The sequence below is a fragment of the Roseibium sp. genome (genome assembly GCF_965232425.1).
Lineage (GTDB): Bacteria > Pseudomonadota > Alphaproteobacteria > Rhizobiales > Stappiaceae > Roseibium.
In genome coordinates this window covers 5468979-5493918 of sequence record NZ_OZ246971.1, presented here as the reverse complement: position 1 = coordinate 5493918, position 24940 = coordinate 5468979, and the positions used below count along the sequence as shown (strand labels likewise).

The following is a 24940-nucleotide window of genomic DNA, read 5'->3' as shown; positions in this document are numbered from 1 at the left end:
ATCAACGGGGCGAAACCACGCAGGCGGGCGGGACCCGAAATCCCGGACACCAGGAAGAACACCGTATGCGCAAGATCAAAGACTGCGTCGAAATTCTCGCTATCCTAGCGCCATGGATTTCGATACAGGCCATTGACGGAACGGATGACGACTGCAGCGACTGAGAAAAACGACCTGAAACAACGGCCCGATCCCGGGTTTGGCCGGCGCGGCTGGCCGCTCGTGGTGCTGGTGGTGGCAATGCTGAGCCTGTCCGGCTGGAGTTATCTGCTTGTCATGGTCGCGGACATGGTCCCGGCGATGGACATGACGCAGGTCGGACCGGGCATGGGCGTGTTCAATCACTTCAACATCTTCAGTGGGTTGTCGGCTGAAGCCCGGGCGGCGCTGGCCGTTATCTGTCTGCCGGCGGGGGCGACGTTCGGCATGCCGTCGGCGGCCATGACCGGTGCCGACCTGCTCAGGATTTTCCTGATGTGGGCGATGATGTCGATGGCGATGATGGTCCCGACAGCCATTCCGATGCTCAAGGCCTATCATGCCCGGATCGGACGCGGACGCGGATCCCGGGATGGCGCTTTGGTGCCGTCCGTTGCAGCGATTTTCGGGTACCTGACCGTCTGGCTGGGATACGCCCTTGTCGCGACACTCGCGCAATGGGGGCTTTCCGTTGCCGGCGGTATGACCGATATGATGGCACCGGCAAGCCTTGCCCTGACAACGACCGTCCTGTTCGCAGCAGGTCTTTACCAGTTCACGCCGGCAAAGGCCGCGTGTTTGCAGCGCTGCTGGTATCCTCGCTGGAATTTTTCAGAAGGCATGACCGGTCGCGGACTTGTGACCGGATATGGTGAGGGCCTTTCCCAGGGATTGATCTGTCTCGGCTGTTGCTGGGCGGTCATGACGGTGATGTTCGCCGTCGGCCTGATGAACATCATCTGGATTGCGCTGCTTGGAGGCATCATGGCGCTCGAAAAGACGTTCCCCAGCAAGCTGTTTCCCAAAATGATAGGTGCCGGGCTGATCTCGTGGGCAGGTCTCCTCGTCGGGCTGATTTACACCTGATCCAGGCTTGAGCAGCCCGACTCATTTGCGACTGGGGCTGTTTTTTCGGTTCACACTGTCATACGATTGCAATATTAGTCCCCGGGCGCGGTCAGGCAGAGACGGACCGGGGACAAAGACCGGTGCCCATCATCCGCTGATAGAACAAACGGCGCCGTGCTGCATTTAGTGTGAGGAAATCCCGTGACGGACGTAACCCCGGGCAAAGCAGCGCCCGAACCCGCATTGTTTCTGATTCACGTGCTGACAGCGTCCGGTGCACCCATCGCCCTGGTCGCGCTGCTTGCAGGTGCTCAGGGCAAGTGGGCCGAGATGTTCGCCTGGCTCGGGCTGGCCTTTTTCGTTGACGGCATAGATGGCCCGCTGGCGCGCCGCTACAACATTGCCGAACGTCTGCCGAGATGGTCGGGCGCCTCGCTCGACTTCGTCATCGACTACGCGACTTATGTTTTTCTCCCCGCGTTCGCCCTGTCGTGGAGCTTCATGCTGTCCCAGCCGTGGAACTGGATATGCGGCGGCTTGGTCGTGTTCACCGGTGCGTTGTATTTCGCCGACAATGGCATGAAAACGCCGGACGGATCGTTCAAGGGCTTCCCGGCGGGCTGGAACATGGTCGTTTTCGGCCTGATGGTCCTGTCTCCCTCCCAGGCCTTCACGATCGCCATCGTGATCCTGTGCTGCGCCCTGACATTCGCTCCGATCCGCTTCGTTCATCCCGTCCGCGTCCGCCGTTGGCGGATCGTCACTCTGCCCGTGACCCTCGGCTGGATGGGACTGGCGGCCTATGCGATTGTCAACGGCATGTCGCTGGAGGGAAGTCTGGCCGTGATCTTCACGGTTTCGAGCATCTACCTGTTTTCGGTCTCCGCGGTTCAGCAACTGCTGGATCGTGTTGATTAATCACCAGATTTTCCTTTTCCGCTCGTCCCGATGCCGCTAGTGTGCCGTTTTACGAACGCACATGCGAGGCGCAAGGCCTCCCGGAGGGAAAAATGGTTCAGGCTGTCCGTGTCCATGAAACTGGCGGTCCAGACGTCATGCGCTGGGAACATGTCGATGTCGGCGAGCCCGGTCCGGGCGAAGCGCGCATCCGGCACACTGCGATCGGCCTGAACTTCATCGACACGTATTTTCGCTCCGGGCTCTATCCGGCCCCGTCGGGCACACCGTTCTCGCCGGGCAACGAGGGGGCAGGCATTGTCCAGTCGGTCGGCGAGGGCGTAACCCACCTGAGCCCGGGAGACCGCGTCGCCTATGCCGGCCCGATCGGTTCCTATGCCCAGGAGCGCATCATCTCAGCAGACAGTCTCGTCCTTGTGCCGGACGGGATCGACGACAAGACCGCCGCCGGAATGATGCTCAAGGGCATGACCGCCCAGTATCTGTTGCGCCAGACCTTCCAGGTCGGGCCTGATACGACCCTGTTGTTTCATGCAGCCGCAGGCGGCGTCGGACTGATCGCCGGACAGTGGGCTGCCCATCTCGGCGCAACCGTCATCGGCACCGCGGGGTCGCAGGAAAAGATCGAGCTTGCGAAAGCCCATGGCTATCAGCACATGATCAATTACCGCACCGAAGATTTCGTGGAACGGGTGAAGGAGATAACGGGCGGCAAAGGTTGTGATGTCGTCTACGATTCGGTCGGACAGGATACCTATCCCGGATCTCTGGATTGCCTGAAACCGCGCGGGCTGTGGGCCAGCTTCGGACAGTCTTCCGGACCGATCACCGACTTCAATCTGGCCCTGCTTGCGCAAAAAGGCTCTCTTTTCGCAACCCGGCCAACCTTGTTCACCTATATCGCGACCCGCGCTGCGCTGGAAAAAACCGCCGCCGAACTCTTTGACGTCGTTCAAAAAGGGATCGTCAAGATCGGGGTGAACCAGGAATACCGGCTGGCTGACGCGATCCAGGCGCACCAGGATCTTGAGGGCAGAAAGACAACGGGCACGACCGTTCTCATACCCTGAGGGCACGGGTGCAATGCTTAGCGGCCGGGCCCAGGAGCTGTCCCGCAATCTCTACTCTCCCGCCATGCGATACTTCATGGCGGCTGCCGAGGCCGGCTCGATCCGGGCAGCCTCGCGGGAACTGAATGTTGCATCCTCGGCGGTCAACCGTCAGATCCTGTGGCTGGAAGATGCTCTGGGAATGCAGCTGTTCGATCGGGTCGGGCGGCGCATCCGGCTGTCCCAGGCGGGCGAACTGCTCCTGGCGCATATTCGCCGGACATATTCCGATTTCGAGGGTACGGTTGCCGAACTGGATGCCCTGAAAGGCCTCAGGCGCGGCTCCGTTTCGATCGCCAGCGTCGAAAGCGTGTCGGAAAAACTCCTGCCCGCGCTGATCAGCAGTTTCCGGAAACGGTATCCCGGCATTCATGTCAGCGTCTCCGTTTCCTCCTCGCAGGACGCGGCAGCAAAGGTCGAGGCCGCCGAGGCAGATGTCGGTTTCACCTTCGACCCGCCCGAAAACTCGGCGCTGACGGTCGCGTTCGAGCATGAGCTCGTGATCGGCGCGCTGATGTCGCCCATGCATCCGCTGGCGAAGCAGGGCAGGCTTGGGCTTCATGACTGCTTGAAATACCCGGTGGCCTTGCCGGCGGAGGGCCTGTCCCTGCGCACGCGGCTGGATCTCGTCCGAAGCCGGATACCCGGCGCTTCGAGGACCTATGTGGAAGCCAACTCGCTGCGCCTGATGCGGGCACTCGCGCGCGAGGAGGACGTCATCGGATTTCAGACGATGATCGGTTGCGAGGATGATCTGGCTTCGGGATCGCTCGTTTTCAGACCCCTTACGGACGCGCCGCTCCAGGCGGACCGGTTGTGTGTGATAACCTCGTCTCTTCGGGCACTGGCCCTTGCGCCGGGAATGTTTTTTGACCACGCAGTGTTGACCATGAAGGACAATCTGCCTTCAATTGATGCCGAAACGGCATCATAAAGGTCTCAAATGAGCGCTTTGGTTCCGCGGTTTTTTAAGGCACATTTTTGTCAGGCTTTGTGACACTTCGTCACGCGAGGGAGAATGTTGATGGGTCGCTTGACGACACACGTACTCGACACGGCTTTGGGAAAGCCCGCGAACGGGCTCAAGATAGAATTGTGGTTACACGGCGAAACACCGGTCTTCGTCTCGTCTCATGTCACGAACGCCGACGGACGCGTGGATGGCCCGATCCTGGACGGCGATGATTTCAGGACAGGTACATATGAGCTCCGGTTTCATGCAGGCGATTATCTGAAGACGACGGAACAAAAGCTACCCGATCCGCTGTTTCTCGATGTCATTCCCATTCGCTTCGGAATAGCCGAGGCAGATGGCCACTATCATGTACCGCTGCTGCTCTCGCCCTTCGGTTATTCCACGTACAGGGGGAGCTAGGCAATGCGCGACACGATCCGCTTCCTCAGGCGCGGTGAAATCGTTGAACTGGACAATGTCGGGCCAACGGAAACCCTTCTCGACTACCTGCGTCTTCGGCAGGGACAGACCGGCACCAAGGAAGGTTGCGGCGAGGGCGACTGTGGCGCCTGCACGGTTGCGCTCGGGCGTCTCGTCAAGGGAAGGCTGGTCTACCAACCGGTGAACAGCTGCATTTTGCTGCTCGGTATGGTCGATGGCGCGGAGCTGGTGACGGTCGAAGACCTGGCCCAGGACGACCGGCTGCATCCGGTCCAGCGCGCCATGGTGGATCTGCACGGATCCCAGTGCGGCTTCTGCACACCCGGTTTCATCATGTCGCTCTTTACCCTCTATCACGCGGAGAACGTCACCCAGACCCGCAAGACCGTGACTGACTGGCTGGCCGGAAACCTCTGCCGGTGCACCGGCTACCGCCCGATCGTCGACGCGGCCCTGGAAACCTGCTTCCAGGCAACCGACGACGCCTTCACCTGGCGCGCCAACGAAACCCGGGAGCAGCTGCAGTATCTCGCCGACAGCCGCGACATTTTCGTGGGCAACGGAGACAGTTTCTTTTCAGCGCCCGCAACGCTTGACGGTCTGGCCGCGCTCTACGGCCAGCACCCGGATGCGACCCTCATTGCCGGCGGCACGGATGTCGGTCTGTGGATCACGAAGCATTTGCGCGAGCTGCCCAAGATGATCTGGCTTGGCCGGATTGAGGGCCTGGACCGTGTCGAAGACAGCCCCTCGGGCGTTCTGATCGGATCGACGGCAACCTACACGGCAACGGAAAAAGCCGTGACGGGTCTCTCGGAAGACCTTGGGGAACTCTGGCGACGGATCGGATCGAAACAGGTGCGCGCGTCGGGTACCGTCGGCGGCAACATCGCAAACGGGTCCCCGATCGGTGACACGCCGCCGGCCTTGATCGCGCTCGGCAGCACGCTCGAACTGCAATCGGTCGAAGGGTCCAGGGCCATTGCGCTCGAAGACTTTTTTCTGCAGTACGGCAGACAGGACCGGAAGCCCGGCGAATTCGTCACCGGCCTCTTCGTCCCCCGGCTTTCCGCCAACCAGGCATTTCGCTGCTACAAGATTTCCAAGAGATTCGATCAGGATATCTCCTCGGTCGTGGGCGCTTTCCGGTTCACGGTCGAAGAAGGGCTCATCGTCGCTTCCAGGATCGCCTATGGCGGCATGGCAGGGACACCGATGCGGGCGTCGAACGCCGAAAAAGCACTGTCCGGCGCCGAACTCGACGATCCGTCGACATGGGGCGACGCGATGAAAGCCCTGCTTTCCGATTTCGATCCGTTGACCGACATGCGCGCAAGCGCAGGCTACCGCATGGAAACGGCCAGGGCCCTTCTCGCGAAGGCCCTGATGGAGATCAGCGGGACGGCACCGGGAGACATTCGGATTTCGTCGAGGCGGGGGGCTGACAATGACCGCGCAGCCTGACCGCCCACAGGAGTTGCCCACCCTCAAGAACGTCCGCAAGGCGCTGCCGCATGACAGCGCCGAAAAACATGTCACGGGGACCGCAACCTATATCGACGATGCCGTCGAACCGTCAGGCACACTGCATGTCGCTCCCGGCTGGGCGCGCCACGCCGTCAGGGGAAAACTGCTTTCAATTGACCTTGCCGACGTCAGATCGACACCCGGCGTTGTTGCGGTGCTGACATCTGAAGACATCCCGGGAACGAATGACTGCTCTTCCGCCTTCGGAGACGATCCTGTTCTTGCCGAGGACGAAATCCTGTTCTTCGGCCAGGTGGTGTTCGCCGTCGTCGCTGAAACGCGGGACATCGCGCGAAAGGCAGCACTCAAGGGAAAAATCGACGTCGCTCCGATCACGCCAATCCTGACCCCGGAGGACGCTGTCGCTGCCGATACGACCGTCTTGCCGGACTACCAATTCAGAAGGGGATCTCCCGAAACCGGCTTGCAAGCGTCCAAAAACATCCTGTCCGGCTCGATGAACATCGGTGGCCAGGAACATTTCTATCTGGAAGGCCAGGTTGCCATGGCCACGCCTCAGGAAGACCACGGCATGCTGATCCTGTCGTCGACCCAGCATCCGACCGAGATCCAGCACACGGTGGCCAAGGTTCTGGGCGTTCCGGACGCAACGGTCACGGCGGAAGTGCGCCGGATGGGCGGGGGCTTCGGCGGCAAGGAATCCCAGGCGAACCAGTGGGCAGCGCTGGCCGCGCTCGCCGCCGCCAGGACCGGCAAGACCTGCAAGGTCCGCCTCGATCGCGACGACGACATGATCATGACCGGCAAGCGTCACGACTTCAAGGTCAACTGGAAAGTCGGTCACGACGACGCGGGACTGATCCGAGCCGTCGACCTGGAGTTTCTGGCGCGCTGCGGATATTCCGCGGACCTGTCGCTCGGCGTGAACGACCGCACCATGTTCCACGCCGATAGCAGCTACTTTTATCCCGACGCATCGATCCGGTCCCGCAGGCTCAGGACGGATACGTGCTCCAACACCGCATTCCGCGGTTTCGGAGGCCCGCAGGGCATGCTCGCCGCCGAGAGGCTGATCGACGCCATCGCGATCAGTCTCGGCAAGGATCCGCTGACGGTCCGCAAGCTGAATTTCTACGACGGCGAACGCAACATCACGCCCTACGGAATGCCGGTCGAGGAGTTCGAGGTCATGCATGACCTCATCTCGACACTGGAAGCGAAAAGCGAATACTGGATCAGGCGCGAGGAAATCAGCGCCTTCAATGAAAACAATGCGGTGCTCAAAAAGGGGCTCGCCCTGACGCCGGTCAAGTTCGGTATTTCCTTCACACTCAAGCACCTCAACCAGGCCGGCGCGCTCGTCCACCTCTACACGGACGGATCAATCCACCTGAACCACGGCGGTACCGAGATGGGGCAGGGCCTCTATCAGAAGGTCGCCCAGGTGGTCGCCGAGGAATTCGGGGTGACGATGGACAAGGTCGTGATCACGGCGACCAACACCTCCAAGGTGCCGAACACCGGTCCGACAGCCGCGTCTTCGGGCACGGACCTGAACGCCATGGCGGCCAGGATCGCGGCACAGGAGATCAAGTCGCGGCTGATCTCGTTCCTTTGCGAAATGCACCAGTGCGGACCGGATGTGATTTTCTTCGGTGAAAACAGGGTCCTGGTGGGCGACAAGGGCTACACGCTCGCGGAGGTCGCGAAACAGGCGCATGCCGGCCGCATACAGATGTCCCATGCCGGTTTCTACGCCACCCCCGGCATCACCTGGGACCGGGAGACCGTGTCCGGGCGCCCCTTCTACTATTTCGCCTTCGGTGGCGCCTGCTCGGAAGTGACCATCGACACCATGACCGGCGAGATGATCGTGGATCGCGTCGACATCCTCCATGACGTCGGACACTCGCTAAACCCGGCCATCGACCTCGGGCAGATCGAAGGTGGTTTCGCACAGGGTATGGGATGGCTGACAACGGAAGAACTCGTGTGGGACGAGGAAGGCAGGCTGCGGACGCATGCACCGTCGACCTACAAGATCCCGACGGCATCCGACATTCCGGACCATTTCGACGTTCAGCTCTATGACAGCCGCGGCAATCCCCAGGACACGGTCTATCGTTCGAAGGCCGTCGGCGAACCGCCCGTGATGCTTGCCAATTCGGTCTTCTGTGCCATCAACGATGCGATCGCCAGCCTTGCGCCGTTCGAGATACCGAACCTCGATGCCCCTGCGACACCGGAGGCCATCATGCGCGCCGTTCAGGACATGCGCCGCAGAAGGGCAGGCGCATGAAAGTCTGGACACACATCGCCGACAGTCTGGAAACATGCGGGTCCTGCGCCCTCGTGACGGTCGTGCAGGTGGACGGCTCCGCGCCGCGCGAGGCAGGGGCACGCATGGTTGTGCGCCCGGATGCATCCTTTTTCGGAACGATCGGGGGCGGCACGCTCGAACTGGAGATCATCCGCATGGCAGCCCGGCTCGCCGCTGAAAACACTGCACGCCTCGACATTCAGTCCGTTGCCCTTGGCCCGGATCTTGGCCAATGCTGCGGCGGGCGGGCCAAGCTGTCGATCGAGATCCTGACGGCGAAATCAGCCGGCACGGCAGGCCTGCTGGCACAGCGCGAGAAAGAAGGCACTGTTTTTGCCACCAGCGCAGAAATGCGGGGCGGACGCCTTGGGACCCGGCACATTCTGGATGCCCCCGTCGCGCGTCCGTTCCAACTGATTGAAAGTGCTGATGAAACCATCTGCGAGGTCGTGGAAAATTTCGGGGAAACAAGGACACCGCTTGCGCTGTTCGGTGCAGGGCATGTCGGCAAGGCGCTCGTGCTGGCGCTTGCGCCGCTGCCGTTTTCCATCACGTGGATCGACAGCCGCGCGGATCAGTTCCCGCGCGCCGTGCCGGCCCATGTGACGAAAGTCGCGCTCGACAATCCGGCCGCCGCACTTGATGACATGCCGTCCGGCGCCTTTGTTCTGGCAATGACCCATTCCCATGCCCTCGACGAGGACATCATGGCGCGGGCCCTGCTGCTGCAACGGTTCGGATATTGCGGCGTTATCGGTTCAAAAACGAAAAAAGCCCGGTTCATGAAGAGATTGAAACAGCGGGGATTGAGCGATCTCCTGTTGACAAGAATGGTGTGCCCGGTCGGAAAAACAACAATAAAATCAAAGCATCCGGCTGCAATTGCCGCCGGAATTGCCGTGGACCTTCTTGAGCGGCTCGAAGCGGGCGAGAACCGGCAAACGAGCGGATCGGGGCTTGCCCGGAACATGACACTTGGTCAATAAGGCGGCATTCAGGTGGGGGAAGACGTGGAAGAAACAGGTAGCCCGGATCTTGGTGGCGACGTGCCCATAGACAGGTCCGAAAGAGAAACGCTTCTGGACGCCCGCGGGTTGACCAAGCGGTTCGGCGACATCCTTGCCAACGACAGGGTGGATCTCGTTCTCAACAAGGGTGAAATTCACGCGCTCCTGGGAGAAAACGGTGCTGGAAAATCGACTTTGGTCAAGATGTTCTACGGGTCTCTCGATCCCGACGGCGGCGAGATCTCCTGGAACGGACAGCCGGTGTCGATCAACAACCCGGCAGCGGCGCGGGAACTCGGCATCGGCATGGTCTTCCAGCATTTCTCGCTGTTCGAGGCCCTGACCGTCGTCGAGAACATTGCGCTGGCGCTGCCCAATCCGGGCAACATGCAGGATCTGGCAAAGCGAATCGAGACGGTTTCACGAGATTACGGACTGCCCTTGAGCCCGGGGGACATCGTCGCTGATCTTCCGGTCGGCATTCGTCAGCGCATCGAAATCGTGCGCTGCCTTCTGCAGGAACCCCAACTCATCATCATGGATGAACCGACCTCGGTTCTGACGCCACAGGAAGCGGATCAGCTTTTCGTCACGCTTCAGCGCCTGGCAAAAGAAGGCTGCGCCGTTCTTTATATCAGCCATCGGCTGGAAGAAGTGAAACGGATCTGCCATCACGCCACGATCCTGCGGCACGGCAAAGTCGTGCGCGAATGCGATCCGACGAAGGAAACGGCCGCGTCTCTCGCCAGCATGATGGTGGGTGCCGATGTCGCCTCCGTCAGTTCCGGAGACGGGGCGGCGCAGGTCGGGCAAACCCGCCTCACGCTTCAGAAACTGAGCGCAGCGGCCGCAACGCCCTTCGCGACCGCGCTCAACGGAATTTCCCTGGACCTCAGGGCCGGAGAAGTGGTCGCCATCGCCGGTGTCGCAGGCAATGGCCAAGGGGAACTCTTCGATGCCATTTCAGGTGAAATGCGTGTGTCGGCCGACATGGTGCAGATTGACAGAACGCCTTGCGGCAACAAGAGCATCACCTGGCGCAGAAAGCAGAACGCAGCCTTCGTTCCCGAAGAGCGGCTCGGTCACGGTGCCGTGCCGGGCATGAAACTCTCCCAGAACATCGTTCTGACGCGCCACAGCACCGGCGACAAGCTCGTCGGCGGGGGATTTGTCTCGACCGCCGAGGCAAGCAACCTGGAGAAGCGGATCAAAAAGGCATTCGATGTCCGCATGTCGCATGACGATCCGGAAGCCAGATCGCTCTCCGGTGGCAACCTCCAGAAATTCGTCGTCGGCAGGGAACTGGACCGGGAACCCGGCGTACTTGTCGTCAATCAGCCGACCTGGGGCGTCGATGCTGGCGCGGCCGCGTTGATCCGCCAGGCCCTGATCGATCTGGCAAGATCCGGCTCCGCCGTCCTCGTCATCAGTCAGGACCTCGATGAAATCTTCGAGATTGCCGACCGGATCGCCGTCATCTCACGCGGCTTCCTGTCTGCCGCGGAACCGGCCACGCAGATGACGCGCGAACGCGTCGGCCTCCTGATGGCGGGTGGTGCCGAAACGCAGGGAGAGGTGGCCTGATGCGTCTCGAGCTTGTCAAAAGAAAAGAACACAGTCAGGCAATGGCCCTGCTGTCCCCCCTGATCGCCGTCTCGCTGACAGCCCTCACGGCCGCAATCATTTTCTCAATAACCGGTCACAATCCACTGGTTGCATTATATAAATTCTTCATTGAGCCGCTAACCCAGCAATGGTCCCTGGAAGCAACCATCGACAAGGCGACACCATTGATCCTGATCGGCTGCGGGCTCGCTGTCTGTTACCTGTCAAACAACTGGAACATCGGCGCTGAAGGACAGTTTGTCGTCGGTGCCCTGTTCGGCTCCATTCTGCCGGTTCTGTTTCCGTCTTTCGAAAACGCCGCGACCCTGCCGCTGATGCTGCTTTTCGGAGCCATCGGCGGGGCGCTCTGGGCGCTCATTCCCGCAGTGTTGAAAACGCGCTACAATACCAACGAGATCCTGACGAGCCTGATGCTTGTCTATGTCGCCGGACTGCTTCTCGATTACCTCGTCCGCGGACCATGGCGCGACCCCGGCGGCTACAATTTTCCCGAATCCCGTATTTTCTCGGACGCGGCGACGCTTCCGGAAGTGTTCGGGGGCGCGATGAGCCTCTCCGCGCCGATCACGATCGTGATCGCGGTCATCCTGGCAGTGGTGCTTGCGAAAACACTGAAAGGTTTCGAGATCAGGGTGATGGGCGAAAGTCCCCGCGCTGGCAGTTTCGCCGGCTTTTCCGCCAAGGGACTGACCTTGTTCTCGTTTGCTCTCGCAGGTGCTCTGGCCGGGCTCGCCGGCACGATGGAGGTTTCCGGGGCCCTGAACCAGCTGTTGCCGTCGATTTCACCCGGTTACGGCTTCACGGCCATCATTGTCGCCTTTCTCGGGCGGCTCAATCCGATCGGCATCATTATCGCCGGCTTCGTGCTCGCGCTGTCTTACATAGGCGGCGAGGGCGTCCAGTCCGCGATGGGTGTTTCCAACGAAATCGCCAGCGTGATCCAGGGATTGCTGCTGTTTTTCGTGCTCGCCTGCGACACACTGATCCTGTACCGGATAAGACTGGTCACGAAGCGCACGACCGCAGGGGAGGCAACCCATGTTTGAAGCCGTACTTTTGACGGTCATCACGGCCGCGACCCCGCTGCTGATCGCCGCCGTCGGCGAACTCGTCGTGGAGCGCTCAGGCGTCCTCAACCTCGGCGTGGAAGGCATGATGATCATGGGCGCCGTGATCGGCTTCGCCGTAGCCAACCAGACCGGATCGGGATCGCTGGGGGTCATTGCAGCCATTGCCGCCGGCATGGCCATGTCCGCTCTCTTCGCGGTTCTGGTGCTGTTTCTCGTGGCAAACCAGGTCGCAACGGGCCTTGCACTGACGATCCTTGGCATCGGTCTGTCCGGAATGATCGGGGAAGCGTTCATCGGGGTTCCGGGCCTTGATCTGCCGCAGCTCTATATCCCGGTTCTGTCCGAAATCCCGTTTTTCGGACCGGTGTTTTTCCAGCAGGATGCGCTTGTCTATCTGAGTTTCGTACTCGTCGCGGTCGTTGCCTATTGCCTCTTTCGAACCCGCGTCGGGCTCGTCCTGAGGGCGGTCGGAGACAATCACGGTTCGGCGCATGCCCTTGGATACTCGGTCGTGAAGGTCCGCTTCATGGCGATCCTGTTCGGCGGCGGATGCGCGGGACTGGCGGGCGCCTACCTGTCGCTGGCCTACACGCCGCAATGGGTGGAAAACATGACGGCGGGACGGGGCTGGATCGCCCTGGCTCTGGTTGTTTTTGCCTCTTGGCTGCCGCTGCGCGTCGTCATCGGGGCCTACCTGTTCGGCGCGGTCAGCGTTCTGAACCTGCATGCACAGGCGCTGGAGTTCGATATCCCGTCGCAACTGCTGTCCAGCCTGCCGTATCTGGCCACTATTCTGGTTCTCGTTCTGATATCGGCAAATCGCAGATTGACTTTGGTGAACACTCCGGCATGTCTGGGGAAACCGTTCGTACCGGACCGCTGAACCGGCCGGACAAAGCAACGGTCCTGGCCTGAACGCGATCCCGGCCTGGGCCAAACAGAAGATCGCAAAGACAAGAGATCAAACAAGAGGGGACTACTCGTATGAAATCTCTTTTGAAGACCACGGTCGCAGCGTTTGCGTTCGCTGCGCTTGGCACCGCCGCCAATGCAGCCGATGTGAAGGCTTGCTTCGTCTATGTTGGCCCCGTCGGCGACTTCGGCTGGACCTACCAGCACGATCAGGGCCGTCTTGCCGTGGAAGAAAAGTTCGGCGACAAGGTCGAGACCGCCTATCTTGAGAGCGTGGCCGAGGGCCCCGATGCGGAACGCGCCATCGAACGTTTCGCCCGTGAAGGCTGCAACATCATCTTCACCACCTCGTTCGGCTACATGAACCCGACAATCAAGGTTGCGAAGAAATTCCCGGACGTGAAGTTCGAGCACGCCACCGGCTACAAGACGGCGGACAACGTCGCGACCTATAACTCCAAGTTCCACCAGGGCCGCTACATCATCGGCCAGATTGCCGCAAAGCAGTCCAAGACCGGAACCGCCGGCTACATCGCGTCTTTCCCGATCCCGGAAGTGGTCGCCGGCATCAATGCCTTCCTGCTCGGAGCCCAGTCCGTCAATCCTGATTTCAAGGTCAAGGTTGTCTGGGTGAACACCTGGTTCGATCCGGGCAAGGAAGCGGACGCCGCGAAGGCCCTGATCGATCAGGGCGCGGACATCATCACGCAGCACACCGATTCCACCGCACCCCTTCAGGTCGCACAGGAGCGCGGCGTGCACGGCTTCGGCCAGGCCTCCGACATGATCAACTTCGCCAAGGATGCCCAGTACACGGCCATCATCGATGATTGGGCCCCGTATTACATCGAGCGCGTCCAGGAAATGCTCGACGGAAACTGGCACACGCACAGCTCCTGGGAAGGGCTGGCTGAAGGCCACGTCGTGATGGCGCCCTACACCAACCTCCCGGCAGATGTCGTGGAGATGGCTCAGGCAACGGAAGCGAAGATCAAGGATGGCTGGGAACCGTTCACCGGACCGATCACCAAGCAGGACGGCTCGGTTGCCGCGGAAGACGGTGTGAGGCTGGATGACGGTGCCATTCTCGGCATGAACTGGTACGTCCAGGGCATCGACGACAAGCTCCCCGAGTAAGCTGACATCGAACGGGTCGGCTCACATGATCCGGCCCGTTTTCTTTCTGTTCAATCCAGTCTGGATATCCGGTGGATCGCGTCCTCGCGCGTGGAGAGACCCGGCTGCAGATCCATCCCCAGACCCGGCTTCTCGGGCACCGTGATCGTGCCCGTTTCGATTGGCGGCAGGTCGTCGACAAGATCCTGATACCAGTTGTAATAGAAGCCCCGGGCAATTTCCTGCTCCCTGACATTCCTCAGACCGAGCGCCAGATGGGTCGAGACCGCCAGCGTGACCGGCCCCGAGCAGTCGTGGAACGCGACCGGACGGGCGTTTGCCTCCGCAAGCGCGGCGATTTTCCGGGCAAGTGTGACACCGCCGGCCCAGGTGACATCGACGATCGGTGTCGCAATGTCACCCGCTTCGATAAGCGCCTTGAACTGGCCGAGGCCTGCAAGCGTTTCCCCGCCGGCAAATGGCACGGGCGAGCTTTCCGTCAGCTTGCGAATGTCATCCGTGCGGTCCATCCACACCGGATCCTCGATCCAGTCGATATCGAGCGGTTCCAGCGCTTGTGCGATTTTCTTCGCGGCATTGAGGCTCCAGAGACCATGCAGCTCCGCCTTCAGCCGCATGCGGTCACCATGTGCCTTGCGGACACGCTCAAACGGCTCCAGCCCCTTTTTGAGATCCGCCAGCGAAATGTCGATCCCGTCCGCTGCGCCTTCCGCAAGGTCGAAAGGCCAGATTTTCATGGAAAAGATCCCCATTTCCATGAGCGACGCGGCAACGTCTTCGGGATGATTCAGGAACCCGTTGAGATCGTCATGGAGCACAGCGGAGCCGGAGCCTTCGTCCGTTCCGAAATTGTCCGGCCTGACAGCGGAGGTCTTGGAAACATAGGCCGGTCCGGCACACGTGTTGTAGACCGCGATCCGGTCGCGCGTCCGACCGCCCAGAAGGTCGACGAGGGGCTTGCCCGCCGACTTGGCGGCAAGATCCCACAGCGCAACATCGACGGCGGCAACGGCGCGGATCTCGGCACCGGTTCCGGTGAAGCCGACATAGGGCTGCATCTTCATGTTCAAAAACTCGATCCGGCGTGCATCCTGCCCCAGGAGGATGGGGGCAATCCGGTCGTGAACATCCGCTTCGCACGGGCCCGCACCGAAATAGGTTTCGCCGAGGCCGGTCAGGCCGTCCGAGGTATGAATACGCACCCACAACAGGTTGGGGTGTTCTGCAAGACGCAGTGTTTCAACGGCTTCTATTTTCAAGGCACTGTCCTGTTCCATTGGAGTTCAAAGCCCGGTTCGCAGACCCGATCGCCCGCACAATGACAGCATTGTTGCGAAGTCGGGTCGTGTTGCAAGGTCAGTTGCACTGATATCAGCTGGCATTCCAGGGTCGCGATGGCTACCTTTCGGATCAGAACGGCATCCTGGCTGATCCGGCTGTCGCCCGGACCGTCACCCCGATGCCACTTGCCAGGCGAAGGACAAGCGATGATACAAAGACGCGAACTCATGCTCGGCGCAATCGCTGCCGGAGGGACAACGCTTCAAACCATGAAACAGGCCCAGGCGACAAACGACGGCTCCGGAAATGTTGCCGCGAACAAGTCGACAGACAGGTTTGCGCTCGCACTTGGCGGCGGGGCGGCGAAAGCGTTCGCGCACATTCCGATTCTCGAAGGCCTTGATGAACTCGGCGTCAAGCCGGCGGAAATGGCGGGAACGTCAATGGGGTCGATCCTTGGCGGACTGTATGCCGGGGGCATGAGCGGTGCCGAGATCCGGGAATTCGCGGTCGAACTGTTCACGAAGAAGACGCAGCTGTTTCAAAAACTGTTCCTGAAGGATGGCCGCACATGGTCGTCCCTCTTCAATGTGGTGCGGCCGGCGATCATCGATCCGATCATCCTGTTCGAGACCGTCTTTCCCAACACCATGGCCGAGACCTTTTATGAACTCGATATCCCGCTCAAGATCATCGCGACGGATTTCTACACCCAGTCCCAGGTCGTGCTGGACGAGGGGCAACTGCTGCCGGCAATCGCGGCTTCCTCAGCCTTGCCGATGCTGCTGACGCCGGTCGAGATCAATGGCCGCGTTCTGATTGACGGCGGCTTCGTCAACCCGACACCGTTCGACGTCTTCGAAAGGCCGGACCTTCTGACGGTGGGTGTCGATGTGACGGGCAGCGACTACTCGCACAAGAGCGGTCTTCCGAGCGGCCTGGACACGTGGATCGGGTCGTTTTCCATTACGCTGCATTCCCTCGTCGCAGCCAAGCTCGCATGCTCGCGCCCAGATCTCCTGATCGAACCGCCTATTGGCAAGTTCAAGACCATGGATTTCTTCAAGATCGAAGACATTTTGGAAGCAGCAGAGCCGGCCAAGGACGTCTTCAAGCGCGAACTTGGCGCACTTCTGGAAAAGACCTAGCGTTCAGAACGCCGGGCCGCGCCTGGAGAAGATGTCCTTCAACTGATCCGCGCGATCCGTTGACCAGCCCTCGGGCTCGACGACCGCCGCCCATGCGTCAATATAGTCGGGGGCGACGTAGTAGTGCCCGAACCTTGGAACGTCGAGCGCGAACATGGAATCGAGCGCAAGCTGCAACATGGTCACAACGGGGAACCAGGAGAGCCGGTCGGAGACATCCGGTGCGCGCGGCTGGTCCAGCCAGGCGGGCGGGCGCACCGCGCTGTCAAACGTGAAGTTGACGATCGGATCGCTGCCGTAGTTGAGAAAGACTGCCCTGATCGGTCCCCAGGTTCTGAAATCACCGTCAAGACCGCCATATTGGTCCATGACGCGCACGAGCGAGCCGTTGCCGAATGTCGGGCGCCAGGCCGGGCTGCCTTCGTTCCGCTGATCGCGCACTTCGGTCCAGTACCTGGAAAAGAACGGCGATCCGGCCCACATGGCCCCCTGGATCGGGTCTCCCAGCATATCGAACAGAGGCAGGGTCGCCTGGGAGTTGAACGCCCCCTGACTGAGACCGTGTACGTAAAACCGGGGCCTCTCGTCCTTGGGCAATCCGGTCCAGTAGTCATAGATCTTGTCGAACAGCGCCCGGGACTGCGCGACGCCGTAGTCGGGATGCGCAAGCAGGGCCAGCATGCTGGTCAGGTAGGAATACTGCACGGAGACCGTTGCGACATCGCCGGCAAGCATGAAATCAAGCGTGTCATGTGCACCCGGGTCCATCCAGCCTGTGCCCACCGGAACCATCACAATGAGCACGGACCGCTCGAACCCGCCGACCCGGATCAATTCCTCAAGCGCCAGGTTGGCACGCGCTTCCGCTGTATCGGCCGATCTTCGGCCGACATAGACACGGACAGGCTCCATCACGGGTCCGGATTGAAAGTCGGAGATCTCGTCGATGGTTGGAGCCGACGCAACGAAGTGGCGCCCCCAGCGTCCCATCTCGTCCCACCTGACCAGCGAGGCAGGACTGCCGGTCTTCGACGGATCCTGTGGCTGCGCGATATCCGGCTCGATCAGCACATCGGCCGCTTCGAACGATGCATCTGCTGCCCGAAGCGTGGATCTTATCAGCGCTCCGTCGATCAGCGCCCAGAAGACCCAGCCAACAACGCCGATGGAGAGCACCACGCCGACCTTCTGCGGCACCACGCGGTCGAGCACACGGGCGACGAACCGCCGAAGGACACCCGCCAGTCTGAAGCCCGCCCACAAGCCCAGAAACATGAGCCCTCCGGCAGCGAAGATGAAAAACGGCGCAGCGGTGTCGAGCGGCGGCAGATCGACTGCCACGCGCGTCGCGTTCTGCCAGGAGGCTGCCTTTGACAGGGAATAGACGAGAATTCCGGCACTCATCAAAAGCGCGGTTCCCCACCAGACCCAAAGAAAACGGCCCTTGATGTCGGGAATTTCCATGTAGCGCCAGAGGGCGCGCACGAGCATCGCCACCTCGTAACCGAGGCTGGCCGCGACGGCCGCAAGCGCGGCCTGAACCAAGGGGTCTCGCGGCATCAGGGACGGTGTCAGGGCGGCCCCGAAGCAGCTCACCGCGACAACAAGCGCGGTTGCCGACAGACCGTTTCGAATAACCTGCAACAAACCCATGTTTTCTCCGGCCCCGGATCACGCCTTTGATGGATGATCCCAAGGAATGAGCATGACAGGCACGTGCTTGTCCATCGGCTTTTTTGCAGGACCCTAGGGTACGAACTCATAAATAAAGCCGATTTGGCGGCAGAAATGGCAAGATCTCGCGAGGAAGCGTGCGCAGAGCGGGCTTTATGCCCGGTCAAGCGCGATGACGCGGCGAGGTGAAGCCATTTTTCCGTCCTTCGGATTTGGCCGTCTTGGCCATCTGCCACGTCGCGAAAGGCTTGAAAATGAGCCAGGTTTCCAAAGATTTGCAACGACGTAGCCGGGCAAATTCATCCTATCCCTCTGGGACGCAAAAACGGCTTCCGTCTGCTTCGCCAACCGCTCAACCGGGCAGGAAGCCCGCTTGTCGCGCTTTTCCTCGAAGCCATTCGCCGTTTGCTGCGCCAAATCAACCAAATTAATGAGTCCTGACCCTAGGCAATCCCGGGTGGAGGAAAGTTCTCCACCCGGAATTGCACGAGATCAGCGCTTTTTGACCTGCCGCCGGGAGCCGCGCACCTTCAGGACACCGAACCCGAGCACGATCGCTCCGGCAACCAGTGCAAGGTGAAAGGGGGAACCCAGAAGATGTTGGACAGCTTCTGCCCAACCCGAAACTTCGTGATGGTCGCCCGGGTGTGCCAGGGCCGGTGTTGCAAGGACGGTCAGCGCCGCTGTGGTCATCAGGCGTTTCATTCTGCGATGTCTCCCGTTTTCAGTCTGTTGGTGAGGATGTCGATCAGGTCCATGTCGAGGCGTTCGGTCAGCGACACATAGGTGAAAGTCATTGTCTCGCGGTCCGAAACCATCGAGCCGGGAAACGGCATATAGACGAGTTCGCGCGACGCGAAGGCCGGGGAGGCCGTGCCGATCTGCCAGTTGGATACGATCTTTGCATCAACCAGATGCTGGACGAGACCGTCCGATCCTGCCTGATGAAACGGAACCCCGGCAAGCCTCAGATAACTCGTCTTGTCTTCCGCGGAGCGGAAGCCGTCGATGAAGCTGGTGGCAAGCGCCTGCAGCTCGTCCGATCTTTCGGCATCGGACGCGCCATGCACATGCGAGTGGAGATGGTCCGCCCCCGCATGATTGTGGCCATGGTGGTGATGATGATGGTCGTGATCGTGGTGATGGTGATCATGGCCGTGGGAGTGAGGATGATCGTGCGGCATCGGCTTACCCCACATCCGGCCCGGCCGGGATGGAAACCGGTTTGTCGATGATGGACTTGTGCGAACCCATCTTGCCGTGGGAAACGAGCGTGCCGAGCACGTCGACAATGACCCGGGTCGCCAGCAAGGCCGTGATGTCGGAACAATCGTAAGGGGGTGAAACCTCGACGACCTCAAGCCCGCAAATCCCTTCTTTAGCGACCAGCGAGACGAGTTCAAGCGCTTCTCTTGGCAGGAAACCGCCCGGTTCCGGCCAGCCGGTCCCGGGAACGAAGCCACAATCGACGCTATCGATATCAAACGAAATATAGACAGCGTCGGCATCCTGCCACGCCAGTTCAAGCGCGCGCGCCGCAGTTTCCGCGAGACCGAGTTCCTCGACATCCCGCATCGTGAAGATGTTGGTGTTGCGCTCGCGGGCGACTTCGACACCCTCGCGGGGAACCTGCCATCCGCCGATGCCGATCTGAACCAGATTGACCGCAGGCACATTGACCAGATCCGTCGCGTGGAACCAGGGGGTGGTGTGCATGCGCTCGTCGAGGTCTTTTTCCTGAATGTCGATATGACGGTCGAAATGAACGATGCCGATCCGCTTCGACGTGCATTCGGCAATGCCGCGCACGCACGGGAACCCGATAGAATGGTCGCCGCCGATCATGATCGGCAGGGCGCCGGACGAGGCCACGTGCGACACCGCGCGCGTGATCTGGTCGAAGGTCTTTTCGATATTCGCCGGGATCGTGAAGATGTCACCGACATCGCACAGGGTCATCTGCTCACGCAGATCGACGCCCATTTCGTAGTTGTACGGCGTGTAGAGCGCGGAGATCTTGCGCACGCCCTGCGGTCCGAAACGTGTTCCCGGACGGTAGGTCGTGCCGCCGTCGAACGGGATGCCGATGATCGCGGCATCATAGGCCCCGACCTGGGTCACGTCTTCCACGTAGGGCGCCTTGAGAAACGTGTTGATGCCCGCATAATGCGGCAGCTCGCCACGCGCGAAGGTCGGGATCGACTTGTCGGTCAGGCTGTCGGAACCGGTCAGCCCCATGCGCAGGGCCCAGGCCTTTTCCTTTTCCCAGGCCGCGGTCGGCAGGGTGCCCTCCTTTTCCGCGGACTTCCATCCGCGCAGCTGCAGCTTGTCGAAATCCGGATGGTGCTGCCGTACTGTCGGCTGCCGGGTGGCGGTCCCGGCAACCTTGTGCCGCGTCGTCGGACCGGAAGGATCAAAAATGGTCATGGACGTTCCTCATGAGGGGTTGGTTTGTGAACTGTGGATTGGTTTGCGCAGCGCGCCGGTGCCGATTGTTTCGGCGATGTCGTCCGGCTCGACCGCGCTGCCGGAGCTGTGAGGGGCTTGAAGCGGCAGGTCATAGGTGATCGTCGCCCCGAATGCCTCGGGCGCTTGCGGATCATGGCGGATCTTGTCGAAGACAAGCAGCCGCGTTCCAAGCTTGAACGCCTCGTGGATGTCATGGGTCACCATGAAGATGGTCATGTTGAGTTCGCGCCAGAGATCGAGCAGCAACTCGTGCATATCGACACGAATGCCGGGATCGAGCGCCCCGAAGGGTTCGTCCAGCAACAGGATGCTCGGTCTCTTGATCAGGGCCTGGGCGATCGCAAGGCGTTGCTGCATGCCACCGGAGAGCTGCGCCGGATAGCGGTCGGCGGCAGCTGCAAGACCGATACGGTCGAGCAAATCCCCGATATCGGACAGAGCCGCCTGTTTCCGCGACCCGAACAACTTGCCTGCAAGACGCGAGGTTTGGAATTCCTGCGCGAGGATCAGGTTTTCCGCGACCGTCAGGTGTGTAAAAACCGAATATTTCTGGAAGACGATGCCCCGGTCGGGCGTCGGTTCTTCCGGCAGCTCGTTTCCGTCCAGTTGGATGGACCCTCGGGTCGGATGTTCCTGGGACAGCAGCATGCGCAGGAACGTCGACTTGCCGCAGCCGGATGCGCCGACGATCGTGCAGAAGGCGCCGGCCTCGACGTCCAGATCAACCCGTTCCAGAACGGGTGTGCCGTCGTAGTATTTGGAAACGCCTTTCACCGAAAGCTTGCAAGGGGAGGCCGTCATAGCGCGTCGCTCCCCAGATGGTGCCAGCGAAAGGCGCGCCTGGAAATCAGGAGCAGCAACCGGTCCAGCAGAAAGGCGAGGAGGGTGATCCACACCACATATGGAAGGATCACGTCCATTGCCAGATATCGCCGGACGAGAAAGATCCGGTATCCGAGACCGGTGGTCGACGCGATGGCTTCGGCAGAGATGAGGAAGATCCACGCCGGCACCAGACCCAGCCTGAGAGCCGTGATCAGCTTGGGCAGAACCTGAGGCAGAACCAGCCGCGTGATCATCTGCCAGACCGACGCACCGAGCGTCTCCGCCTTGATGATCATTTCCCGCGGGATGTCGAGAACGGCCTGGGCAGTCGAGCGGATCATCACCGGGGCTGTTCCGATCACGATCAGCGCGACCTTGGCAGCCTCGCCGAGGCCGAAGGTGATGAACAGGATCGGCAGGATCGTGATCGGCGGGATCAGGGAGAACGTCGCCAGATAGGGCGCAAGCGCACTTCTCACATGCGGGATGAAACCGATGGCGATCCCCAGGCAAAGCGCCAGCAGCGTCGAAACGGCCATTCCCGTTCCAAGCCGCCACAGGCTGTCGAACGTGTCGACCCACAAGAGCAGGTCCCCGGATCGACGGTCCGGAACGGCTGCCATGCGCCAGAAGGCTTCCCCCATGCGCTCGATCGAGGGCAGGAGCTTGTCGGCAGGGTTTTCCAGCCGCCGGTAGTGGCTCGCGACAGCATAGGTGACGAGCGTCAATGCGAACGGTAGAATGCCGAGGGCAAGGGCGGTTACCCGGGACGGTTTCCGGTTGATGATGCGCATGAGACGTCCTGACGGCGTGCGTTCAAGCGACCCGGCCCCTGAAAGGCCGGGTCATCATTGGTCGTGAACGCTCAAAGCGCTCCGTCGACTGCCATTTGCATGAAGCTCGGATCGAACCGGAGCTTCACGTTGTTGGCATCGCCGTAGATCGAGCCGTCCGCAAACGCCACGCCGACGAATTCAGGGCTCGGCGCGCCTTCACCCAGAATGCCCTTGTCGTAGAGAAATTCCGCGACGAACTTCATCGTGGCCGGCAGTTCTGCGGCCTTGGTGAACTCCACGGCATCAGCAGGTGTGTAGAACATCTTGGTGGTTGCCAGCTGGGCATCATATCCGGCGAGATCGGTTCCGGAGGCTTCGGCCATGGCCGTGCGTGCGGCAATGCCGTCCTCGCTGTCTGACGACATGATCGACATCAGCTCATACCAGGCTCCGACAAGGGCCTTGCCGAAGGCGGGATTGTCGGCGAGCGTGTCGGTATTGACCATCATGACATCGATGATCTCTCCGGGAATGCCGGCACTATCGAACACTTTCGTGGCGTTCGGCTGGGCCTCGATTTCCGAAAGCAGCGGGTTCCAGGTCACGACCGAGGTGACATCCGGTGTCGCATAGGCGGCGATCATATCGGCGTCGGATGTGTTGACAACCGTCAGGTCCTTCTCCGACAGCCCCACGGTGTCGAGGGCGCGGGCGAGCAGGTAGTGAGACACCGACAGTTCTACGAGATTGACCGTCTGGCCCTTAATGTCGGCAAGATCCGCCTTGTCTTTCAGGATGATGCCGTCATTGCCGTTGGAATAGTCACCGACAATCAGCGCAGTCGTGTCGACACCGCCACCGGCAGGGATCGACAGGGCATCCATGTTGGTCATGGAACAGCCGTCATATTCGCCGGCCGTGTACTGGTTGATGGATTCGACGTAGTCGTTAATCTGCACGATCTCCACGTCGATCTCGTACTTGTCGGCCCATTTTTTCATGATGCCGCTGTCTTGCAGGTAGCCCCAGGGCATCCAGCCGACATAGATCGACCAGCAGACCTTGAAGTCTTTCTTTTCCTCGGCCTGAACCGATGCAACGGACAGAGGCAGTGTCAACGCCGCTGCGAGTAGGGAAGCTTTGGCTATGGATTTCAACATTCGTGCGCGTCTCCTGTCTTAAGCCCGATGGAAGGAACCGGCTGGGCTTCAATCATGAGTTTCTTGCGCACGTCCGGGAGCAGGTTCGCGCGCGCGAAACCTCGTGCAGTAGTCTCCCGGGTTTTTGTCCCGCCGTGTCACCGGACTATGCTGGTCAGCGACCTTCTGCGTCCGGTTTGCACCTCTTGGTCCTGCGTCATGATCGACCGGATCCCTAGGCGCGCTGCACGCCATTGAAGTAGCAAACTGGATGCCAGTTGCTCTTGAAACTGAGATTATTTTTTTAAAACAACAACTTATTTAGGTTCACCGAGTCACGTAGAAGACACGCGCATCTCTCGAAAGAACCGTTCTGTCCAAAAAACAGGCATGCGTGACCACTTTTAGGTCACACACCCAGGGAAGGTCGGTTGAAGGTTCAGCCGATACTCAGGTCTCGCTGCCCGCGGACCGCTTGTAGTCCTTGACCTCACAAAGGTCGGACCCGAGCAGCTTGTCGATCTCGGCCTTGATATCCGTGCGGCGGTCGCGGTTCTCATAAAGCGCGCGCGATGCGTCCACGAAGGCCGGCCCGAAGTCGCCGCGCCGGATGAATTCCCTGACAAGATTTTCCAGATCCCACAGGGCTACGTTCACTTGCCTGAGTTTGTCGGTGAGGGAAGACACTTCCGCGGCCCTGGGAACGGAGCAGAACACGATGGACCGGTATTCGGCCAGGGCCTCCTTGATGATCTCGAGCTTGTCCGCATCGGTGATCTTTTCGCGCTTGATCTCAAGGATCGTCAGCCGATCAAAGAATTCACCGTGCGACACCGGTATGTTTAGCGACATATCGACCAGCCGGGTTCGAGAAACATCGTATCAAGAGAAATCAAGCCGAAAAACCGCATCATCAGTCAAGAAATTTCTCCAAAGGTGTTTAACTTCCAAAGCCTGAGAAGCATGTAAATGACAAACATTAAGTAAAAATATCGATGCGAGACTTGGAAATTCTTTCAAAGTTCTGGAATCCGTCCCTTTGCTGGCAATTTTCCAGGGATATCACCCAAGCCCTCCCTCTTGCCGGTACGACTCCACCGGTCTTGTTGCGGATCCGGAACGCTGCTGATACACCTATAAAGTGTGCCTTGTGGGGATGCACACATCATGCCGCTGGCGGCATTGCATCAGGCGAAGCCGGCGCAGCGGACGACCGCTGCAGGGAAATCGGGAAAACGCACCGCAACAGGCCGGACCGGCCGCCGATACCCTGCCCACCCACAAAGGAATTCACACCATGACGCAGACCGACAGACCCAGTGCAGGGCAGATCGTTTGGGAAGATCTGGAATTCAGAATGGGACTGCTCAACGGGCTGGCCCAAATCGTTGGCATTCTGACAAGCCATGTGGCGGCAGCCAGCGAAGATCCTCATGAAACGACCGAAGAAATCCTGGCGGTCATCGTCAAGGAGCGCGCCAACTGGCACGGCCATCCCTACGGCGAAGGCCTCGAATGCGCCATCGACGCGGTCCGCGAGCACAAGATACCCGCCAGGTAAAATCGCGAAGAGGGGCGCGCGGACCCCTGCGCGTCCC

General features: G+C 60.5%; 23 protein-coding genes and 1 riboswitch. Of the genes, 14 read left to right on the top strand and 9 right to left on the bottom strand.

What is annotated here, in order from left to right:
- Window positions 1-144: 144 nt before the first annotated feature.
- The 12 genes from ACO08A_RS25125 to ACO08A_RS25070 all read left to right on the top strand — a co-directional run bounded on the left by ACO08A_RS25125 (window position 145) and on the right by ACO08A_RS25070 (window position 14030).
- Window positions 145-1065, top strand: coding sequence for a DUF2182 domain-containing protein (locus tag ACO08A_RS25125; RefSeq protein ID WP_422038593.1), 921 nt, complete (start codon window positions 145-147; stop codon window positions 1063-1065).
- 183 nt (window positions 1066-1248) lie between these two features.
- Window positions 1249-1965: a CDP-alcohol phosphatidyltransferase family protein gene (locus ACO08A_RS25120; RefSeq protein ID WP_421983070.1), complete on the top strand. Its 717-nt coding sequence runs from the start codon at window positions 1249-1251 to the stop codon at window positions 1963-1965.
- A gap of 92 nt (window positions 1966-2057) precedes the next feature.
- A complete protein-coding gene (locus ACO08A_RS25115) occupies window positions 2058-3035 on the top strand; it encodes a quinone oxidoreductase family protein (protein ID WP_422038592.1) in 978 nt (325 codons plus the stop codon).
- 13 nt (window positions 3036-3048) lie between these two features.
- Window positions 3049-4008 (top strand): LysR family transcriptional regulator, encoded by a 960-nt coding sequence (locus ACO08A_RS25110; RefSeq protein WP_422038591.1) that lies wholly within the window; start codon window positions 3049-3051, stop codon window positions 4006-4008.
- A 90-nt stretch (window positions 4009-4098) separates the two neighbouring features.
- Window positions 4099-4449, top strand: coding sequence for a hydroxyisourate hydrolase (gene uraH / locus ACO08A_RS25105; protein WP_422038590.1), 351 nt, complete (start codon window positions 4099-4101; stop codon window positions 4447-4449).
- A 3-nt stretch (window positions 4450-4452) separates the two neighbouring features.
- Complete coding sequence (xdhA, locus tag ACO08A_RS25100; protein WP_422038589.1) at window positions 4453-5934, top strand: xanthine dehydrogenase small subunit; 1482 nt, start codon at window positions 4453-4455, stop codon at window positions 5932-5934.
- Window positions 5918-8257, top strand: a complete 2340-nt coding sequence (xdhB, locus tag ACO08A_RS25095) for a xanthine dehydrogenase molybdopterin binding subunit (RefSeq protein ID WP_422038587.1) — start codon at window positions 5918-5920, stop codon at window positions 8255-8257. The genes xdhA and xdhB overlap by 17 nt, the downstream gene beginning before the upstream one ends.
- On the top strand, window positions 8254-9264 hold the full coding sequence (xdhC, locus tag ACO08A_RS25090) for a xanthine dehydrogenase accessory protein XdhC (RefSeq protein WP_422038586.1): 1011 nt from the start codon (window positions 8254-8256) through the stop codon (window positions 9262-9264). The genes xdhB and xdhC overlap by 4 nt, the downstream gene beginning before the upstream one ends.
- Window positions 9265-9324: 60 nt before the next feature.
- Window positions 9325-10869, top strand: a complete 1545-nt coding sequence (locus tag ACO08A_RS25085; RefSeq protein ID WP_422041809.1) for an ABC transporter ATP-binding protein — start codon at window positions 9325-9327, stop codon at window positions 10867-10869.
- Window positions 10869-11957, top strand: a complete 1089-nt coding sequence (locus ACO08A_RS25080; protein ID WP_422038585.1) for an ABC transporter permease — start codon at window positions 10869-10871, stop codon at window positions 11955-11957. Before ACO08A_RS25085 ends, ACO08A_RS25080 begins: the two co-directional genes overlap by 1 nt.
- Window positions 11950-12864 (top strand): ABC transporter permease, encoded by a 915-nt coding sequence (locus ACO08A_RS25075; protein ID WP_422038584.1) that lies wholly within the window; start codon window positions 11950-11952, stop codon window positions 12862-12864. The genes ACO08A_RS25080 and ACO08A_RS25075 overlap by 8 nt, the downstream gene beginning before the upstream one ends.
- A 101-nt stretch (window positions 12865-12965) precedes the next feature.
- On the top strand, window positions 12966-14030 hold the full coding sequence (locus ACO08A_RS25070; RefSeq protein WP_422038583.1) for a BMP family ABC transporter substrate-binding protein: 1065 nt from the start codon (window positions 12966-12968) through the stop codon (window positions 14028-14030).
- Between the two features lie 50 nt (window positions 14031-14080).
- Here ACO08A_RS25070 and ACO08A_RS25065 read toward each other — a convergent pair whose 3' ends face one another.
- Window positions 14081-15289 (bottom strand): mandelate racemase/muconate lactonizing enzyme family protein, encoded by a 1209-nt coding sequence (locus tag ACO08A_RS25065; protein WP_422038582.1) that lies wholly within the window; start codon window positions 15287-15289, stop codon window positions 14081-14083.
- Between the two features lie 228 nt (window positions 15290-15517).
- Here ACO08A_RS25065 and ACO08A_RS25060 point away from each other — a divergent pair, with 228 nt between their 5' ends.
- Window positions 15518-16459, top strand: a complete 942-nt coding sequence (locus ACO08A_RS25060) for a patatin-like phospholipase family protein (protein ID WP_422038581.1) — start codon at window positions 15518-15520, stop codon at window positions 16457-16459.
- 3 nt (window positions 16460-16462) lie between these two features.
- On the opposite strand, the gene ACO08A_RS25055 is transcribed toward ACO08A_RS25060, so the two are convergent.
- The 8 genes from ACO08A_RS25055 to ACO08A_RS25020 all read right to left on the bottom strand — a co-directional run bounded on the left by ACO08A_RS25055 (window position 16463) and on the right by ACO08A_RS25020 (window position 24194).
- Window positions 16463-18112: an alpha/beta hydrolase gene (locus ACO08A_RS25055; protein ID WP_422038580.1), complete on the bottom strand. Its 1650-nt coding sequence runs from the start codon at window positions 18110-18112 to the stop codon at window positions 16463-16465.
- A 513-nt stretch (window positions 18113-18625) separates the two neighbouring features.
- Window positions 18626-18838: a hypothetical protein gene (locus ACO08A_RS25050; protein WP_422038579.1), complete on the bottom strand. Its 213-nt coding sequence runs from the start codon at window positions 18836-18838 to the stop codon at window positions 18626-18628.
- Window positions 18835-19317: a hypothetical protein gene (locus ACO08A_RS25045; RefSeq protein WP_422038578.1), complete on the bottom strand. Its 483-nt coding sequence runs from the start codon at window positions 19315-19317 to the stop codon at window positions 18835-18837. The genes ACO08A_RS25050 and ACO08A_RS25045 overlap by 4 nt, the downstream gene beginning before the upstream one ends.
- Before the next feature lie 4 nt (window positions 19318-19321).
- Window positions 19322-20560, bottom strand: coding sequence for an agmatinase family protein (locus ACO08A_RS25040; protein WP_422038577.1), 1239 nt, complete (start codon window positions 20558-20560; stop codon window positions 19322-19324).
- 9 nt (window positions 20561-20569) lie between these two features.
- Window positions 20570-21403, bottom strand: coding sequence for an ABC transporter ATP-binding protein (locus ACO08A_RS25035; protein WP_422038576.1), 834 nt, complete (start codon window positions 21401-21403; stop codon window positions 20570-20572).
- Window positions 21400-22221, bottom strand: a complete 822-nt coding sequence (locus tag ACO08A_RS25030; protein WP_422038575.1) for an ABC transporter permease — start codon at window positions 22219-22221, stop codon at window positions 21400-21402. Before ACO08A_RS25030 ends, ACO08A_RS25035 begins: the two co-directional genes overlap by 4 nt.
- Window positions 22222-22292: 71 nt before the next feature.
- On the bottom strand, window positions 22293-23363 hold the full coding sequence (locus ACO08A_RS25025; protein ID WP_422038574.1) for a putative urea ABC transporter substrate-binding protein: 1071 nt from the start codon (window positions 23361-23363) through the stop codon (window positions 22293-22295).
- Window positions 23364-23474: 111 nt separating this feature from the next.
- A riboswitch (guanidine-I (ykkC/yxkD leader) is annotated at window positions 23475-23592 on the bottom strand.
- Between the two features lie 200 nt (window positions 23593-23792).
- Window positions 23793-24194, bottom strand: coding sequence for a hypothetical protein (locus ACO08A_RS25020; protein WP_422038573.1), 402 nt, complete (start codon window positions 24192-24194; stop codon window positions 23793-23795).
- A 445-nt stretch (window positions 24195-24639) separates the two neighbouring features.
- On the opposite strand from ACO08A_RS25020, the gene ACO08A_RS25015 reads away from it, so the two are divergent.
- Window positions 24640-24903, top strand: coding sequence for a hypothetical protein (locus ACO08A_RS25015; RefSeq protein ID WP_422038572.1), 264 nt, complete (start codon window positions 24640-24642; stop codon window positions 24901-24903).
- Window positions 24904-24940 lie beyond the last annotated feature (37 nt).

What these genes read in the sequence shown, in the direction of transcription:
- ACO08A_RS25125 (WP_422038593.1), top strand. Translation starts at nt 145, where the DNA reads ATGACGACTGCAGCGACTGAGAAAAACGACCTGAAACAACGGCCCGAT.
- ACO08A_RS25115 (WP_422038592.1), top strand. Translation starts at nt 2,058, where the DNA reads ATGGTTCAGGCTGTCCGTGTCCATGAAACTGGCGGTCCAGACGTCATG.
- ACO08A_RS25110 (WP_422038591.1), top strand. Translation starts at nt 3,049, where the DNA reads ATGCTTAGCGGCCGGGCCCAGGAGCTGTCCCGCAATCTCTACTCTCCC.
- uraH (WP_422038590.1), top strand. Translation starts at nt 4,099, where the DNA reads ATGGGTCGCTTGACGACACACGTACTCGACACGGCTTTGGGAAAGCCC.
- xdhA (WP_422038589.1), top strand. Translation starts at nt 4,453, where the DNA reads ATGCGCGACACGATCCGCTTCCTCAGGCGCGGTGAAATCGTTGAACTG.
- xdhB (WP_422038587.1), top strand. Translation starts at nt 5,918, where the DNA reads ATGACCGCGCAGCCTGACCGCCCACAGGAGTTGCCCACCCTCAAGAAC.
- xdhC (WP_422038586.1), top strand. Translation starts at nt 8,254, where the DNA reads ATGAAAGTCTGGACACACATCGCCGACAGTCTGGAAACATGCGGGTCC.
- ACO08A_RS25080 (WP_422038585.1), top strand. Translation starts at nt 10,869, where the DNA reads ATGCGTCTCGAGCTTGTCAAAAGAAAAGAACACAGTCAGGCAATGGCC.
- ACO08A_RS25075 (WP_422038584.1), top strand. Translation starts at nt 11,950, where the DNA reads ATGTTTGAAGCCGTACTTTTGACGGTCATCACGGCCGCGACCCCGCTG.
- ACO08A_RS25070 (WP_422038583.1), top strand. Translation starts at nt 12,966, where the DNA reads ATGAAATCTCTTTTGAAGACCACGGTCGCAGCGTTTGCGTTCGCTGCG.
- ACO08A_RS25060 (WP_422038581.1), top strand. Translation starts at nt 15,518, where the DNA reads ATGATACAAAGACGCGAACTCATGCTCGGCGCAATCGCTGCCGGAGGG.
- ACO08A_RS25055 (WP_422038580.1), bottom strand. Translation starts at nt 18,112, where the DNA reads ATGGGTTTGTTGCAGGTTATTCGAAACGGTCTGTCGGCAACCGCGCTT.
- ACO08A_RS25050 (WP_422038579.1), bottom strand. Translation starts at nt 18,838, where the DNA reads ATGAAACGCCTGATGACCACAGCGGCGCTGACCGTCCTTGCAACACCG.
- ACO08A_RS25045 (WP_422038578.1), bottom strand. Translation starts at nt 19,317, where the DNA reads ATGCCGCACGATCATCCTCACTCCCACGGCCATGATCACCATCACCAC.
- ACO08A_RS25040 (WP_422038577.1), bottom strand. Translation starts at nt 20,560, where the DNA reads ATGACCATTTTTGATCCTTCCGGTCCGACGACGCGGCACAAGGTTGCC.
- ACO08A_RS25035 (WP_422038576.1), bottom strand. Translation starts at nt 21,403, where the DNA reads ATGACGGCCTCCCCTTGCAAGCTTTCGGTGAAAGGCGTTTCCAAATAC.
- ACO08A_RS25030 (WP_422038575.1), bottom strand. Translation starts at nt 22,221, where the DNA reads ATGCGCATCATCAACCGGAAACCGTCCCGGGTAACCGCCCTTGCCCTC.
- ACO08A_RS25025 (WP_422038574.1), bottom strand. Translation starts at nt 23,363, where the DNA reads ATGTTGAAATCCATAGCCAAAGCTTCCCTACTCGCAGCGGCGTTGACA.
- ACO08A_RS25020 (WP_422038573.1), bottom strand. Translation starts at nt 24,194, where the DNA reads ATGTCGCTAAACATACCGGTGTCGCACGGTGAATTCTTTGATCGGCTG.
- ACO08A_RS25015 (WP_422038572.1), top strand. Translation starts at nt 24,640, where the DNA reads ATGACGCAGACCGACAGACCCAGTGCAGGGCAGATCGTTTGGGAAGAT.